Raw genomic sequence first — 14,041 nt, forward strand, 5'->3', positions numbered from 1 at the left:
GATTCTCTCATAGGTTGATTCGCGCGGCAAGTAGAAAAGGACTATTTTCCTATAATAATAGGAATTAATTCATACAACGTGATCTATTTGGAGCGGCACAATCTGGTCCATCGCATCGGCTAGGCCGGGAAGCATCACGTCCGAGCGCCCATACATTTCCTGCGAACGGCCATCCGAGCGGCCGGTGATGTAAAAGCGCGCTTCCTCTTGAACCCTGTCGCGCCGGCATAGGTCTTCGAACAGGTGCCGCCAGCCGTGGCTAGGCTTCAGGTCGGGTCTGTCCTCGACGGTGATAAGGTCGCGCACCCAATCCCCGATACGAGCCTGTAGGTTGATTTCGTCCTTCGTCTGCCCCCGGAAAAGCAGTCCAGAAGGTGCCTTCTCCACAAACACTATGAAGCCCTCATCAAGCAGGGCCTTATGAACAGGGATACGACGTTCGCTCGATTCGTTCTTGAGGGTGCGTGCGCCAACGGTCGTCACCTTCCAAAACCAACGTTCCCCGGCCTTGAAAAAATCCTCTTTCCGAAGCTTGGCGACTTCGCTAATCCGCATCCCGGAATACGCGCAAAGCCATGGTATCCAGCGAAGAAAAGGCTTCGTTTCCTGCCGGGCCTTGGACAAGATCAACGTGGCTTCCTCGATGGTGAAGGCGTGAAGGTAGCTAGGCGTCTTCTTGTAATCGGGCGTCTTCAATCCAATGAGCGGATTGCCAGCCGGCAGGAAGTTTACCGGGTCGGCTTGCCTTCCCCAATTCAAAACCGTGCGGACGTTCTGTAGCTTCTGCTTCACCGTCCTATTGCCGTTCACGCCGGCGTCCTGCATGGCCTCGACCCATCGCTTGCCCTCATCTGCTGTGACGGTGGCGGCATCTGTGGACTTGCGCCATACCGCGAATTCTTCGGCGTGATCGAGATACTTTTTCACGGTCTTTGCCGGAAACGGCTTGGCATCCTTGCCGCGCTCGCGGCGCTTGGCTTCCGTGTCGATGATACTCCTAAAGGCGACACGCTTTGCAGGTAGCGGAGGTTCTTCGATTTTGGCTTGTGCCAGCATGGGGTGCGATGGTTGCCCGGTGAAGTCGCCTTCATCACGTTCGGCAGCGCGGGCGAGGGCCTCATATTCAGAAATGCACATGGCGCGGGCGAGGGTGCGCCATTCGTCTGAACCGACTTCAGCCGTGGTGTTGCCAAGTCGCCGAAAGCGTTCGATTCGAGTGCCGACCAGCGCGGCAAGCTCCACATTATCCAAGCTCCCGATGATGCCATCCTTCAATTTCGCGACAAGCGTCTCGTCCACGTAGCCGAAAGAGGCATAGCGGGCGTCAGAATTCCGCAACTGCTCATCGAAAGCGATCTGGGACTGATAGTTCCGAAGGGCGATCTGGTCGGCGGCGAGGGGATAGCGCCCGACCGTAACCGGCTTGGTGCCGGCCTCGACTGCACGGCGTTCGCCTAGTGCTATATTGTGCTGAAGGGTGGCAACCGCGCCGGGCAAGAGCTTGAGGGCGGTTCGATAGTCCGGGCCGAGCGCGGTTCGCAGTTCGGACTTCCCATCCATAAACGGCCGAAGCTCTTTCGGGATGACCAGCCGGGCGAAATAGCGCCCGTCTCGATTGAGTAAGTTCCGCACCTTCCCAGCCATCGACTTCCATCCGTTTTGTTACGCATTTTGTAACATCAATACGGACAGAAACCCTTGCGGGTCAAGCACTTCAGCGATTTCAAGGGTTTAGAATGGTCGGAGTGGAGAGATTCGAACTCCCGACCCTCTGGTCCCAAACCAGATGCGCTACCAGGCTGCGCTACACTCCGACGCCGTGTTGCCTATTGATTTCGGCGCAGCAAAGCAAGCGCAAAAACCATCGCTCTTGCCGTTGGCGTAAATGGGCGGTAAGCACCGGGCAACATATGTCGAGGCGGTGCTTCCGCCGGAGCAGCAATGAGGTTTTCATGTCCGCTCGTATTTTCAGCCCGACCAAGACGGCAATGCAGTCCGGCAAGGCCAAGACCGGCTATTGGGTATTGGAGTTCGCGCCCGAGCAGCCAAGAAAGATCGACCCCTTGATGGGGTATACCACGTCGAGCGACATGCGCAGCCAGATCAGGCTGGTCTTCGACACGCGCGAAGAGGCGGTTGCCTACGCGGAAAAGGAAGGCCTGGCTTTCCGGGTCGAGGAACCGAAAGAGGCCAAGCGCCGCCAGATTTCCTATTCGGACAATTTTCGTTTTGACCGCAGGACGCCCTGGACCCATTGACCCAGGAAAGCCGGTCAGTTGTGGCCGGCCCATGCGCCGGCCCTGGCGGCCGGCAACCGGTCCCGTAGCTCAGTTGGATAGAGCACCGGCCTTCTAAGCCGATGGTCGCAGGTTCGAGCCCTGCCGGGATCGCCAATCTTGCAGTCGTCCGTATCGTTATACGAACGTCATGACGACGATAGCGCCGATCACGATCATGATCAGGCCGGCAACCAGCATCGGCAACAGCGTATTGTCCGATTCAGCGCCGCTTGCGGCTTCGGAAGAAGTCGTGACGGTTCGTTTCTCTTTTTCTTCGGCCATGATGTTCCTCTCAGCGCACCGCTGCGGTCTGCCGGTTCACGCTTGATACATCAGGCGGGGCTTTGGTCTTTGCGCTGGAACAAACGGGCTCCTGTCGAGTAATCGGCGATAGGCGCGCTGGCCTCGGTCAAGCCCGTGCGGCGGCGGACAGGCCGCGCTCCAGGTCGGCCTTCAGATCCTCGACATCCTCCAATCCTATTTGCAAGCGGATCAGCGGGCCTTCGTACGATACCGGAATGGTGCGGTCGCCCAGGAATACCGGCACGGCGAGGCTTTCAAAACCCGCCCAGGAATAGCCCAGGCCGAAAATCTGGAAGGCATCGAGGAAGGCATGCTGCTGCTTCTGGCCGCCGCCTGCAAGCACGATGGAGAAGACGCCGCTCGAGCCGCTGAAATCGCGCTTCCACAATTCATGATCGGGATGGCTGGGAAGTGCCGGATGGAGAACGCGCGCGATGCCCGGCTGCTCTTCCAGCCATGTGGCGAGGTCGAGCGCGCTCTTCTGGTGGCGCTCCAGTCGCACGCCCATGGTGCGAAGCCCGCGCAGGACCTGATAGACGTCGTCCGGCCCGGCGCAGCAGCCAAGCGTGACGAAACCGTCGTGGAGCTTTGGCCAGCAGGCTTCGTTCGCCGATACGGTGCCGAGCAGCACATCGGAATGACCGGCCGGATACTTCGTCGCCGCGTGGATCGAGACGTCGACGCCGTGATCGAGCGGGCGGAAAAGCAGCGGCGTTGCCCAGGTATTGTCCATCATGACGATGGCGCCGGCGGCGTGCGCGGCTTTGGCGATCGCCGGGATGTCCTGCACTTCGAATGTGTTGGATGCCGGTGATTCGGTGAAGACGACGGTGGTGTTCGGCTTGAGAAGCCGTCCGATTTCCGCGCCGATGCGGGGATCGTAATATTGCACCTCGACGCCAAGCCGCACCAGCATGGTGTCGGCGAAATGGCGCGTCGGGCCATAGACGGAATCGACGATCAATACATGGTCGCCCGAGGACGCGAAGCTCAGCAGCGGCACCGTCACCGCGGCCAGGCCGGACGGTACGATGATGGTTCCCGCCGATCCTTCCAGCGTGTCCATGGCCTGCGCCAGCGCGTCGGTGGTGGGCGTGCCGCGCGTTCCGTAGGTGTATTTTTGCGCACGCGATACAAGGGTTGCCGCGTCGGGGAAAAGCACTGTCGATGCATGCACGACCGGGGGGTTGACGAAGCCGAAATAATCGCGCGGGTTGCTGCCGATATGGGCAAGGCGCGTATTGGTTCCCAGTTCAATGCCGTCTTTTGTCATGGTCCCGCCGATCAGTGAAAGAGGTTAGCCTTAGAGCGCCGATCCTGGCGACGCAACAGCCTGGCCCTTGCCACGAGGCCGCGTTCGCTAGGCCAAATCGCGGCATGCGGGTGTGACCGGCCGCGGCCACGAGATTCGACACCTTCGCCGGGCACGGCGGTCGTTTGCGGATTTGTTTTCCAAACTGTTTCGGATTCGGTCATTTCCCTTGACCTCACGAAAATAATCGCTTTCGATGCCAATCGTGAACGGGAGGCGCTCGACGCATCAACCCCGATGCTCGTTTCGGAAGTGGGCCGAAACTGCAAGCTGCGTTCGCAAGGGAAAAAAAAGCTCAGGTTCTGCCTGAATAATAGAAAAGGGTAAGTGGGTCATGAAACACATTGCACTCGGCATTTTCGGTGCCGCCACAGTCGGACTGATGGCAGCGTCCGCGTCCGCGAGCACGCTTGACGACGTCAAGGCCAAGGGCTTTATCCAATGCGGCGTCTCGACCGGCCTGGCCGGGTTTTCCGCGCCCGACGACAAGGGTGAATGGAAGGGCCTGGACGTCGATTTCTGTCGCGCGCTCGCCGGCGCCGTGTTTGGCGACGGCACCAAGGTGAAGTTTACGCCGCTCAGCGCCAAGGAGCGCTTTACCGCGCTGCAGTCGGGCGAGATCGACATATTGTCGCGAAACACGACGTGGACCATCAACCGCGATACCGCGCTTGGCCTGAATTTCGCGGGCGTCACCTATTATGACGGCCAGGGCTTCATGATCAATGCGAAGAAGCTTCCAGGCGTCAATTCCGCGCTGCAGCTTTCGGGCGCCGCCGTCTGCGTGCAGGCCGGCACGACCACCGAACTCAACCTTGCCGACTACTTCAAGGCGAACAAGATGGAGTACAATCCGGTCGTCTTCGAGAAGCTGGAAGAAGTTAACGCCGCCTATGATTCCGGCCGCTGCGACGTCTATACGACCGACCAGTCCGGCCTCTATGGCATTCGGCTGACGTTGACCGCGCCGGACGACCATGTCGTGTTGCCGGAAATCATCTCCAAGGAGCCGCTCGGACCTGCCGTTCGCCAGGGCGACGACCAGTGGTTCCATATCGTTCGCTGGACGTATTATGCGCTACTGCAGACCGAGGAACTGGGCATTACCCAGGCCAATGCCGAGGAGATGAAGAATTCGCCTAACCCCGAGATCAAGCGCGTGCTGGGTTCGGAGAAGGATACCAAGATCGGCACCGACCTTGGCCTGACCAACGACTGGGTCGTCAACATCCTCAAGGCCACCGGCAATTACGGCGAAATTTTCGAGCGTAATGTCGGCTCGGGCAGCCCGCTGAAGATCGCTCGCGGCCTGAACGCCTTGTGGACCAAGGGTGGTCTGCAATACGCCATGCCGATCCGCTGATCGAGCAGAGCAGGTTCCGAAGGGTGGGGTTTCCCGCCCTTCGGCTTCTCTCATCAGGGAGACTGCCGCATGGCATCGCAAGATATTCTTGAAGGTGATAAGAGCAGTCGCAGTTCCTTCATCAACGATCCGAAGGTACGCGGAATTTTCTTTCAGGTCGTGGTCATCATACTGCTCGTCGCGGGCGTATGGTGGATCGTTCACAACGTTACCGACAATCTGAGGCGATCCAATATCGCATCCGGCTTTGCGTTCCTGAACAGCCGGGCGGGTTTCGATATTTCCGAGAGCCCGATCGCCTATACATCGGATTCCACCTATGGCCGCGCCATTTTGGTGGGCTTTCTCAACACGCTCATCGTTGCGGCTGTGGGTATCGTCACGGCGTCCATCATCGGCTTCATTGTCGGGATCGGCCGGCTTTCCCGAAATTGGCTGATCCGCAAGATCTGCACCGTCTATGTTGAGCTGTTTCGCAACATCCCGCCGCTTCTGGTGATCTTCTTCTGGTATTTCGGCGTGCTTTCGGTGTTACCGGGATCCAGAGACAGCATCCACCTGCCACTTGGCGCCTTTTTGAACAATCGCGGCTTTTATTTCCCCAAGGCGGTCTGGGGCGAGGGGGCGTCGCTGATCGGGCTTGCGCTGGTGGTGGGCATCGCCATGGCATGGTTCGTGGCGAGACGGGCGCGCCAACGGCAGATGGCGACCGGCCAGCCTTTCCCCATATTCTGGGCATCCGTCGCGCTGATTGTCGGCCTGCCGCTTCTGGCCTTCGTGCTTACCGGGTTTCCGCTGACTTTCGACATGCCGAAGCAATCCACGTTCAACCTGAGCGGCGGCTTCCAGGTCAAGCCGGAGTTCCTATCGCTCTATCTGGCGCTGTCCTTCTATACGGCAGCGTTCATCGCGGAGATCGTGCGCGCCGGCATCATCGGCGTCAACAGAGGGCAGACGGAGGCGTCCGAGGCGTTGGGGCTGAGGCCGAAGCAGATTCTTCGGCTTGTCGTGGTGCCGCAGGCCATGCGCATCATCATACCGCCGCTGACCAGCCAGTATCTGAACCTGACCAAGAACTCCTCGCTGGCCATCGCCATCGGCTATCCGGACCTCGTGGCCACGGGCGGCACTGTGCTGAACCAGACCGGCCAGGCCATCGAGATCGTGGTGATCTGGATGGTGATCTATCTCGGCATCAGCCTTGCCACCTCGGTGTTCATGAACTGGTTCAATGCCAAAATGGCGCTGGTGGAAAGATAACGCCATGCAAGAACACGATCTTTCCTTCGTCAGAGTCGAAATGGCGCTTGCCCAGGCGGCACCGAGAAGCGAGCGGGGCCTGGGCGGATGGGTTCGCAAGAACCTGTTCGCTACCGTCGGCGATTCGGTGCTGACGGTCATCGGCCTGCTGCTGGTCGCCTATATCCTGCCGCCGTTCATCGAGTGGGCCTTTATCAACGCCCAGTGGACCGGCACCGACCGTTCTTTCTGCGCAACGGCGGCGCAGGGCGGCGGTATCCAGCCAGACGGCTGGTCGGGCGCCTGCTGGGCGTTCGTCAATGCCAAGTTCGGCCAGTTCATGTTCGGCCGCTACCCCATCGAAGAGCGCTGGCGCCCGATCCTGGTCGCGATCATGTTCGTCGCGCTGCTTGTGCCTTTGCTGATACCGCGGATTCCGCGCAAGGGCCTGAATGCCGTCCTGTTTTTCTTCGTGTTTCCGGTGGTGGCGTTCGTGCTTCTGACGGGCGGCTGGTTTGGGTTGACCCATGTCGAGACGCCGCGCTGGGGCGGCCTGCTGGTCACGCTGGTGCTGTCCTTCGTCGGTATCGCCGTTTCGCTGCCGCTCGGTGTGGTGCTGGCATTGGGCCGGCGCTCGAAGATGCCGGTGGTCAAGCTTGTCTGCATCGTCTTCATCGAGACGGTGCGCGGCATTCCCCTGGTCACGGTGCTGTTCATGGCCAGCGTGATGCTGCCGCTGTTCCTGCCCGAAGGCGTTACGTTCGACAAACTGCTGCGGGCGCTGATCGGCGTTGCCATGTTCGCCTCGGCCTATATGGCGGAAGTGGTTCGCGGCGGCCTGCAGGCCATCCCCAAGGGGCAGTATGAGGGTGCCGATTCGCTCGGCTTGGGCTATTGGCAGAAGATGGTTCTCGTCGTCTTGCCGCAAGCGTTGAAGCTTGTCATTCCCGGCATCGTCAACACGTTCATCGGCATGTTCAAGGATACCAGCCTGGTCTACATTATTTCGATGTTCGACCTTCTGGGTGTGGTTCGGCAGAACTTTTCGGACGCCACCTGGGCATCGCCGCAGACGCCGATCTCCGGACTGGTATTTGCCGCGCTGGTCTTCTGGCTGTTCTGCTTTGGAATGTCGCGCTACTCGATGTTCATGGAACGCCGGCTCGATACCGGCCATCGATAAAAAATAGAAAAAGGGAACGGGTTATGGCCGTAGAAAACGCAGTCAGCGCGGAAGAGATCAGGGTCAACGCCGCCAAGATGCAGATATCGGACACCGATGTCGCCATCGAGATCGTCGCCATGCACAAATGGTATGGCGAGTTCCATGTGCTGAAGGACATCAACCTGAAGGTGATGCGCGGCGAGCGCATCGTCATCTGCGGGCCTTCGGGCTCCGGCAAGTCGACGATGATCCGTTGCATCAACCGGCTGGAAGAACACCAGAAGGGCACCATCAAGGTCGACGGCAAGGAACTGACCAACGATCTGAAGAAGATCGACGAGGTGCGCCGCGAGGTCGGCATGGTGTTCCAGCACTTCAACCTGTTTCCGCATCTGACCATTCTGGAGAACTGCACGCTGGCTCCGATCTGGGTACGCAAGACGCCGAAGAAGGAAGCCGAGGAAATCGCCATGCATTTCCTCAAGCGGGTCAAGATCCCCGAGCAGGCCAACAAATATCCGGGCCAGCTTTCCGGTGGCCAGCAGCAGCGCGTGGCAATCGCCCGTTCGCTCTGCATGAATCCGCGCATCATGCTGTTCGACGAGCCGACTTCGGCACTCGATCCGGAAATGATCAAGGAAGTGCTGGAAACGATGGTTAGCCTCGCCGAGGAAGGCATGACCATGCTGTGCGTGACGCACGAGATGGGTTTTGCCCGCAAGGTCGCCAACCGGGTGATCTTCATGGACGCGGGCCAGATCGTCGAGCAGAATACGCCGGCCCAGTTCTTCGACAACCCGCAGCATGAACGCACGAAGCTGTTCCTGAGCCAGATCCTGCACTGAGCGCCCGGTTTCCCACAAGGGAGCCCGACCGCAAGCCGGCCGGGCTCTTTTTGCGTTTGGCGGCTGCCTTGGCCCTATTTTTCGGTGCGGCTGCTCATTGGGTCCGTAGGTTCGGGAGCGCGCCATCCGTAGAGCCAATCGAGATCGGCGGCGAGCTTTTGCGGCGCGCGCATTTTCAAGAGCAGGTTGCGCGCCAGCGCCACGGGGCCGGCGGCGTGCCAGGCGAGGTGGTTGAGGGCACCGCGGCGGGCAACCCTGGCGATGCGCGCCTTGCGGGATTTTTCCCATGCCGCCAACGCTTCGGGAAGGTTCGCCGGATGCCCCTCGACATATGCGGCAAGGGTCGCGCCATCTTCGACGGCCATTGCCGCTCCCTGCGCGGCAAAGGGCGTCATGGCGTGCGCCGCGTCGCCGATGAGCGCGATGCCGTCGGGCGAAGTCCATTCATTGCCGGGGCCGACAGTGTGGACCGGCCACGCCGTCCACGGCCCGGCATCGTGCGCTATTCGCGCCAGAGCGGGCGCGATGCCATGCAGGGCTTTGTCGAGGATGGAGAGGTTGGGCGACCCCGACCAGCCTTCGGCAATCCGTTCGCCCTTGGTGAAGGCGACGAGGTTGAATGCCGCGCCGCCGCGCATCGGGTAGGCGACAAGGTGAAAGCCGGGATGCAGGAAGGTCGTCACGCAGTTCGGCGACGTGATTTGCGCAAAGGCTGCGCCTGACGGGGTATCGGCCGCCATCGTCGCTCGCCATGCCAGTTCGCCGGTAAATTTGCTGGCGATCTGGGTGCCGACAAGCCCGCGCATGGTCGACCAGACGCCGTCTGCGCCCACCATCAGGACGCCGCCGATTTCCTCGGTCTTGCTGCCGGCGGCAACGGAAGCGGTTATCCCGCGCGAATGGCAGGTGACGCCTTCGACGCGGGCGCCGGTGGCGAGCCGTATTTCCGGAATCTCTGCAACCTGATCCACCAGTGCTTTTTGCAGGTCGCCCCGGTGCGTGACGAGATAGGGCGATTTCCAGCGCGCCTGTGCGCTTGTCCCGAGGGGAACCGTGGCCAGCGTGCGCAGGCTTGCGGCGTCTTTCAAGATAACGGCCTGCGGCTGCACCGCGAACGGCCGCAGCCGTTCAAGGACGCCCAGACGATCCAGGATATGAGTGGCGTTGGGCGAAAGCTGGATGCCAGCACCGGCTGCTTCGAGGCGCGCCGCCTGCTCGAACATTTGCACGCAATAGCCGCGCCTGGCAAAAGCCAGCGCTGCCGTCAGCCCGCCAATGCCTGCCCCCGCAATGACGATGCGCCGGGCGACCGTGTCATCCATCGAGCGGCAGCTTGCCGTTCAGGCTGCGCGGTCGATGAACAGGCAGTCGGCGGGATGCGTCTCGGTTGCCTTCAGAGAAGGCGAATAGCGATAGAGCGTCGAGCAATAGGGGCAGACTTTTTCGTTGTCGTCGCCAATGTCGAGGAAAACATGCGGATGATCGAACGGCGCATTGGCGCCGACGCACATGAACTCCTTGACGCCGATGTCGATGGCCGCATGGCCAGCATCGTTCTGGAAATGTGGAATGGAACCGCCGGCCATTTTCTTCTCCGTCTCAATTCAGTCGGACTTGCTGCGTTTGGAACATAAGGCGGGCTTTTGCAAGATCGATGAAATGAAACTGTCGTAAAACCGTGCCACAGGATAGATTGAGCCGGCTAGATCACAATCGGCAACAGGACCTTACCGGCGCACCCGGTTGAATATGGGCAAGAGCGGAAAAATGAACGAGTTGAAGCCGGTCCAGACCGAATTTGCCAATGTGGTGACCGCAATCGCCGAGAGCGGCAATCCCGACCGGTTCGTCAACCGCGAGTTTTCCTGGCTGCAGTTCAACCGTCGTGTGCTCGAAGAATCGCTGAACGCCAACCACCCGCTGCTCGAGCGGGTGCGCTTCCTGTCGATTTCGGCGGCAAACCTCGATGAGTTCTTCATGGTGCGCGTGGCCGGTCTTGCCGGTCAGGTGCGCGAGGGCATTTCCCTGAAAAGCCCCGACGGGCGCACGCCGCAGCAGCAACTCGACCAGTTGCTGCGCGAAGTGGAGCGCCTGCAGGAAGACCAGCAGAAGAGCCTGGCCGTGCTCATGGCGCTGCTTCACAAGCAGGGCATCGAGAGCATTACCGGCGATTCGCTGACCAAGGATGAGAGGGTATGGCTAGACGAGTATTTCCAGGAACAGGTGTTTCCGGTGCTGACCCCGCTTTCCATCGATCCGGCGCATCCGTTCCCGTTCATTCCAAACCTTGGCTTCTCGATGGCGCTGCAACTGCGCCACCGCAAGAACAGCGAGGAAATGAGCGCGCTCCTGCGCCTGCCGGTTGCGCTGCGCCGCTTCATCCGCCTGCCGGACCGCAAGAACCATGTCCGCTTCATCCCGCTGGAGGAGGTCGTGGGGCTTTATATCGGCCGGCTGTTTCCGGGCTATGAGGTCAAGGGTTCGGGCACGTTCCAGATCATCCGTGACAGCGACATCGAGGTCGAGGAGGAGTCCGAGGATCTTGTGCGCCTGTTCGAAACGGCGCTGAAGCGAAGGCGGCGCGGATCTGTCATCCGCATCGAGTTCGACAACCGGATGCCGGAAGAGTTGCGCGATTTCGTTGCCGGGAAACTAGGCGTCGCGGCCAACCGCATCAGTGTGCTGGCCGGGCTTCTGGCCTTGAGCCAGATTTCCGAAATTGTCGCGGTGGCGCGCGACGATCTGAAGTTCGTTCCCTACAATCCGCGCTTCCCCGAGCGTATCCGCGAGCATGGCGGAGACTGCTTTGCCGCTATTCGGGAGAAGGACATCGTCGTTCACCACCCGTACGAATCATTCGACGTCGTGGTGCAGTTCCTGCGTCAGGCGATGGCCGACCCTGACGTCGTGGCGATAAAGCAGACGCTTTACCGTACCTCCAACGATAGCCCCATCGTGCGCGCGCTGGTCGATGCCGCCGAAGCCGGCAAGTCGGTGACGGCGCTGGTCGAACTCAAGGCCCGGTTCGACGAGGAGGCCAATATCCGTTGGGCGCGCGATCTGGAACGGGCCGGCGTGCAGGTCGTTTTCGGCTTCCTCGAACTGAAGACGCACGCCAAGATGTCGCTGGTGGTGCGGCGCGAAGACGGCAAGTTGCGCAACTACGTCCATCTTGGCACCGGCAATTACCATCCTGTCACCGCGCGCATCTATACGGATTTGTCCTTCTTCACCAGTGACCCGACGATCGCGCGCGATGTCGCCCAGCTTTTCAATTTCATCACCGGCTATGCCGAGCCGGCAGAGGAAATGCGGCTGGCGATTTCCCCGTTCACGCTGCGCAGCCGTATCCTGAAACATATCGCTGACGAGATTGTGCATGCGCGTGAAGGGCGCTTGTCGCGCATCTGGATGAAGATGAACTCGCTGGTCGATCCCATCATCATCGACGCGCTCTACGAGGCAAGCCGGGCAGGGGTCGAGATCGACCTGGTGGTGCGCGGCATCTGCTGCCTGCGGCCGCAGGTGCCGGGCCTGTCCGAGAATATCAAGGTCAAGTCGATCGTCGGGCGCTTTCTCGAGCACAGCCGTATCTATTGCTTCGGCAACGGCCATGGCCTGCCGTCGGACGAGGCCATCGTCTATATCAGTTCGGCCGACCTGATGCCGCGCAACCTCGACCGCCGGGTCGAAACCATGGTGCCGATCACCAACCCGACGGTGCATGAACAGATCCTTGGCCAGATCATGCTGGGCAACATCATGGACAACCAGCAAAGTTTCGACGTATTGGCAGACGGAACCTCCCGGCGAGTGGTGCTGGAGGAAGGCGAAGAACCGTTCAACGCGCAGGAATATTTCATGACCAATCCGAGCCTGTCGGGAAGGGGTGACGCGCTGAAGTCGCACGCGCCGAAGCGCATCGCGCAGTTCAAGCGCCGCAAGAAACAGAACGCAGCGGCGGGCGGATGAATTCCGCGTCGCAAGGGCGGCTCCAGGACCGCCGCCCGGTCTCTGTGATCGATATCGGCTCGAACTCGATCCGCCTTGTCATCTACGAGGGATTGTCGCGCTCGCCCACTGTGCTGTTCAACGAGAAGATGCTGGCCGGCCTCGGGCGCGGCATCGTTTCGACCGGCAGGCTCGATCCGGAGGCGGTGACGCGCTCCATGGCGGAGTTTCGGCGCTTTCGCAGCCTTTCCGAACAGGCGGGTGCCGAGCGCATGTATGTGCTGGCGACGGCCGCCGCGCGCGAGGCGATCAACGGCCCCGATTTCATTCGGCGCGCCGAAGCCGTGCTGGAAACCGAGATTCGGGTGCTGAGCGGGCACGAGGAAGCCTACTATTCCGGCCTTGGCGTCATCTCCGGTTTCAGGCCGGTCGATGGTATTTCCGGCGACCTTGGCGGCGGCAGCCTGGAGCTTGTCGATATCCAGGGCGACATTCGTACCGTCGGCGTCACCTTGCCGCTTGGCGGTTTGCGCTTGCAGGACATGGCAAAAAACTCGCTCGCCCAGGCGGCGCGCATCGCGCGCGAGGAAGTCGCGGGCGCCGACTTGCTGAAGAACGGGCAGGGCAGGCCGTTCTACGCGGTCGGCGGCACCTGGCGAAACCTGGCGCGCCTGCACATGGAAATGACGAACTATCCGCTCGGTGTCATGCACCACTACGAAATCGGGATTGAAAGTGCTGCAAGTTTCCTGAGGCAGGTGGCCAAGGGCGATCTGGACAAGACCAAGGGCATCGAAGGCATATCGAAAAACCGCCGTTCCCTGCTGCCCTATGGCGCGGTCGTGCTTCAGGAAGTGCTGGCGGCGATGAAGCCGTCGAAGATCGTCGTATCGGCGCTCGGCGTGCGCGAAGGGTTTTTGTACTCGCTGCTCGATGCGGACGTGCAGAAGGTCGATCCGCTGATTTCGGCGGCCGACGAACTGGCCCGGCTGCGTTCGCGCTCGACCGCGCACGCCCATGAACTGGCGGCATGGACCGGTGAGACCTTCGCCGCCTTCGGCGTCGACGAGACCGAGGACGAGGCGCGCTATCGGCGGGCGGCTTGCCTTTTGGCTGACATCGGCTGGCGGGCGCATCCTGAATATCGCGGCAAGCAGTCGCTCAACATCATCGCGCACGCCTCTTTCATCGGCGTGGACCATCCGGGTCGCGCTTTTCTGGCGCTCACCAATCTGTTTCGCCATGAAGGGCTGTTCGATGATTCGGCGGCCGAGCTAAAGTCGCTGGCGACGCCGCGTTATCTGGAGCGTGCCCGTCTGCTCGCCGCCACCATGCGGGTCGTCTATATCCTGTCGGCAGCGATGCCCGGCGTCATTCCCCGGCTGAAATGGCAAGAAAAGGGCGATGGCGCACTGGCGCTGGTGCTTCCGGCCGATTTAGCCGGCCTCTATGGCGAGCGCCCCGTTGGCCGGTTGGCGCAACTGGCAAAAATAGCGAACCGCCGGCTCGTCCTCAAGGTCGAGGGATAGGTTCGCAGCCGCAACGTGCCCGCGAAATGAAAAAAGCCCGGATCGCTCCGGGCTT

12 protein-coding genes and 2 tRNA genes are annotated in these 14,041 nt (G+C 60.8%); 8 read left to right on the forward strand and 6 right to left on the reverse strand.

Translation table 11 applies throughout. From position 1 onward, the window contains the following. Positions 1-69 precede the first annotated feature (69 nt). Together ACX3P1_RS18295 and ACX3P1_RS18300 are read right to left on the reverse strand one after the other, a co-directional pair. A complete protein-coding gene (locus ACX3P1_RS18295; protein ID WP_459081041.1) occupies positions 70-1,644 on the reverse strand; it encodes an integrase in 1,575 nt (524 codons plus the stop codon). A gap of 93 nt (positions 1,645-1,737) precedes the next feature. Further along, positions 1,738-1,814, reverse strand: a tRNA-Pro gene (locus ACX3P1_RS18300). Between the two features lie 138 nt (positions 1,815-1,952). On the opposite strand from ACX3P1_RS18300, the gene ACX3P1_RS18305 reads away from it, so the two are divergent. Then, positions 1,953-2,258 carry an ETC complex I subunit gene (locus tag ACX3P1_RS18305; protein WP_459081042.1) on the forward strand — a complete coding sequence of 102 codons (306 nt, stop codon included), beginning with the start codon at positions 1,953-1,955 and terminating at the stop codon, positions 2,256-2,258. A gap of 58 nt (positions 2,259-2,316) precedes the next feature. After that, positions 2,317-2,393: transfer RNA gene (locus tag ACX3P1_RS18310), tRNA-Arg, on the forward strand. A gap of 21 nt (positions 2,394-2,414) precedes the next feature. Here the strand turns inward: ACX3P1_RS18310 and ACX3P1_RS18315 are convergent. Together ACX3P1_RS18315 and ACX3P1_RS18320 are read right to left on the reverse strand one after the other, a co-directional pair. Continuing rightward, complete coding sequence (locus ACX3P1_RS18315; RefSeq protein WP_459081043.1) at positions 2,415-2,561, reverse strand: hypothetical protein; 147 nt, start codon at positions 2,559-2,561, stop codon at positions 2,415-2,417. A gap of 127 nt (positions 2,562-2,688) precedes the next feature. Then, a complete protein-coding gene (locus ACX3P1_RS18320; RefSeq protein WP_459081044.1) occupies positions 2,689-3,855 on the reverse strand; it encodes a cystathionine beta-lyase in 1,167 nt (388 codons plus the stop codon). Between the two features lie 373 nt (positions 3,856-4,228). Here ACX3P1_RS18320 and ACX3P1_RS18325 point away from each other — a divergent pair, with 373 nt between their 5' ends. From ACX3P1_RS18325 to ACX3P1_RS18340, 4 genes are all read left to right on the forward strand, one after another. After that, complete coding sequence (locus tag ACX3P1_RS18325) at positions 4,229-5,257, forward strand: amino acid ABC transporter substrate-binding protein (protein ID WP_459081045.1); 1,029 nt, start codon at positions 4,229-4,231, stop codon at positions 5,255-5,257. A 69-nt stretch (positions 5,258-5,326) separates the two neighbouring features. Further along, positions 5,327-6,517: an amino acid ABC transporter permease gene (locus tag ACX3P1_RS18330; RefSeq protein ID WP_459081046.1), complete on the forward strand. Its 1,191-nt coding sequence runs from the start codon at positions 5,327-5,329 to the stop codon at positions 6,515-6,517. A 4-nt stretch (positions 6,518-6,521) separates the two neighbouring features. After that, the gene (locus tag ACX3P1_RS18335; protein WP_459081047.1) at positions 6,522-7,679 is read left to right on the forward strand and encodes an amino acid ABC transporter permease; all 1,158 of its coding nucleotides are present in this window, start codon (positions 6,522-6,524) and stop codon (positions 7,677-7,679) included. Positions 7,680-7,702: 23 nt separating this feature from the next. Next, entirely contained in the window at positions 7,703-8,506 is an 804-nt protein-coding gene (locus ACX3P1_RS18340; RefSeq protein ID WP_459081048.1) for an amino acid ABC transporter ATP-binding protein, read from the forward strand. A 74-nt stretch (positions 8,507-8,580) separates the two neighbouring features. Here ACX3P1_RS18340 and ACX3P1_RS18345 read toward each other — a convergent pair whose 3' ends face one another. Further along, positions 8,581-9,828, reverse strand: coding sequence for an FAD-dependent monooxygenase (locus ACX3P1_RS18345; RefSeq protein ID WP_459081049.1), 1,248 nt, complete (start codon positions 9,826-9,828; stop codon positions 8,581-8,583). 18 nt (positions 9,829-9,846) lie between these two features. After that, complete coding sequence (locus ACX3P1_RS18350) at positions 9,847-10,092, reverse strand: zinc-finger domain-containing protein (RefSeq protein WP_459081050.1); 246 nt, start codon at positions 10,090-10,092, stop codon at positions 9,847-9,849. A 181-nt stretch (positions 10,093-10,273) separates the two neighbouring features. Here ACX3P1_RS18350 and ACX3P1_RS18355 point away from each other — a divergent pair, with 181 nt between their 5' ends. Together ACX3P1_RS18355 and ppx are read left to right on the forward strand one after the other, a co-directional pair. Then, positions 10,274-12,478, forward strand: a complete 2,205-nt coding sequence (locus tag ACX3P1_RS18355; protein WP_459081051.1) for an RNA degradosome polyphosphate kinase — start codon at positions 10,274-10,276, stop codon at positions 12,476-12,478. Then, positions 12,475-13,986: an exopolyphosphatase gene (gene ppx, locus ACX3P1_RS18360; RefSeq protein WP_459081052.1), complete on the forward strand. Its 1,512-nt coding sequence runs from the start codon at positions 12,475-12,477 to the stop codon at positions 13,984-13,986. The genes ACX3P1_RS18355 and ppx overlap by 4 nt, the downstream gene beginning before the upstream one ends. Positions 13,987-14,041: the final 55 nt, after the last annotated feature.

This window comes from Mesorhizobium sp. A623 (assembly GCF_054489405.1).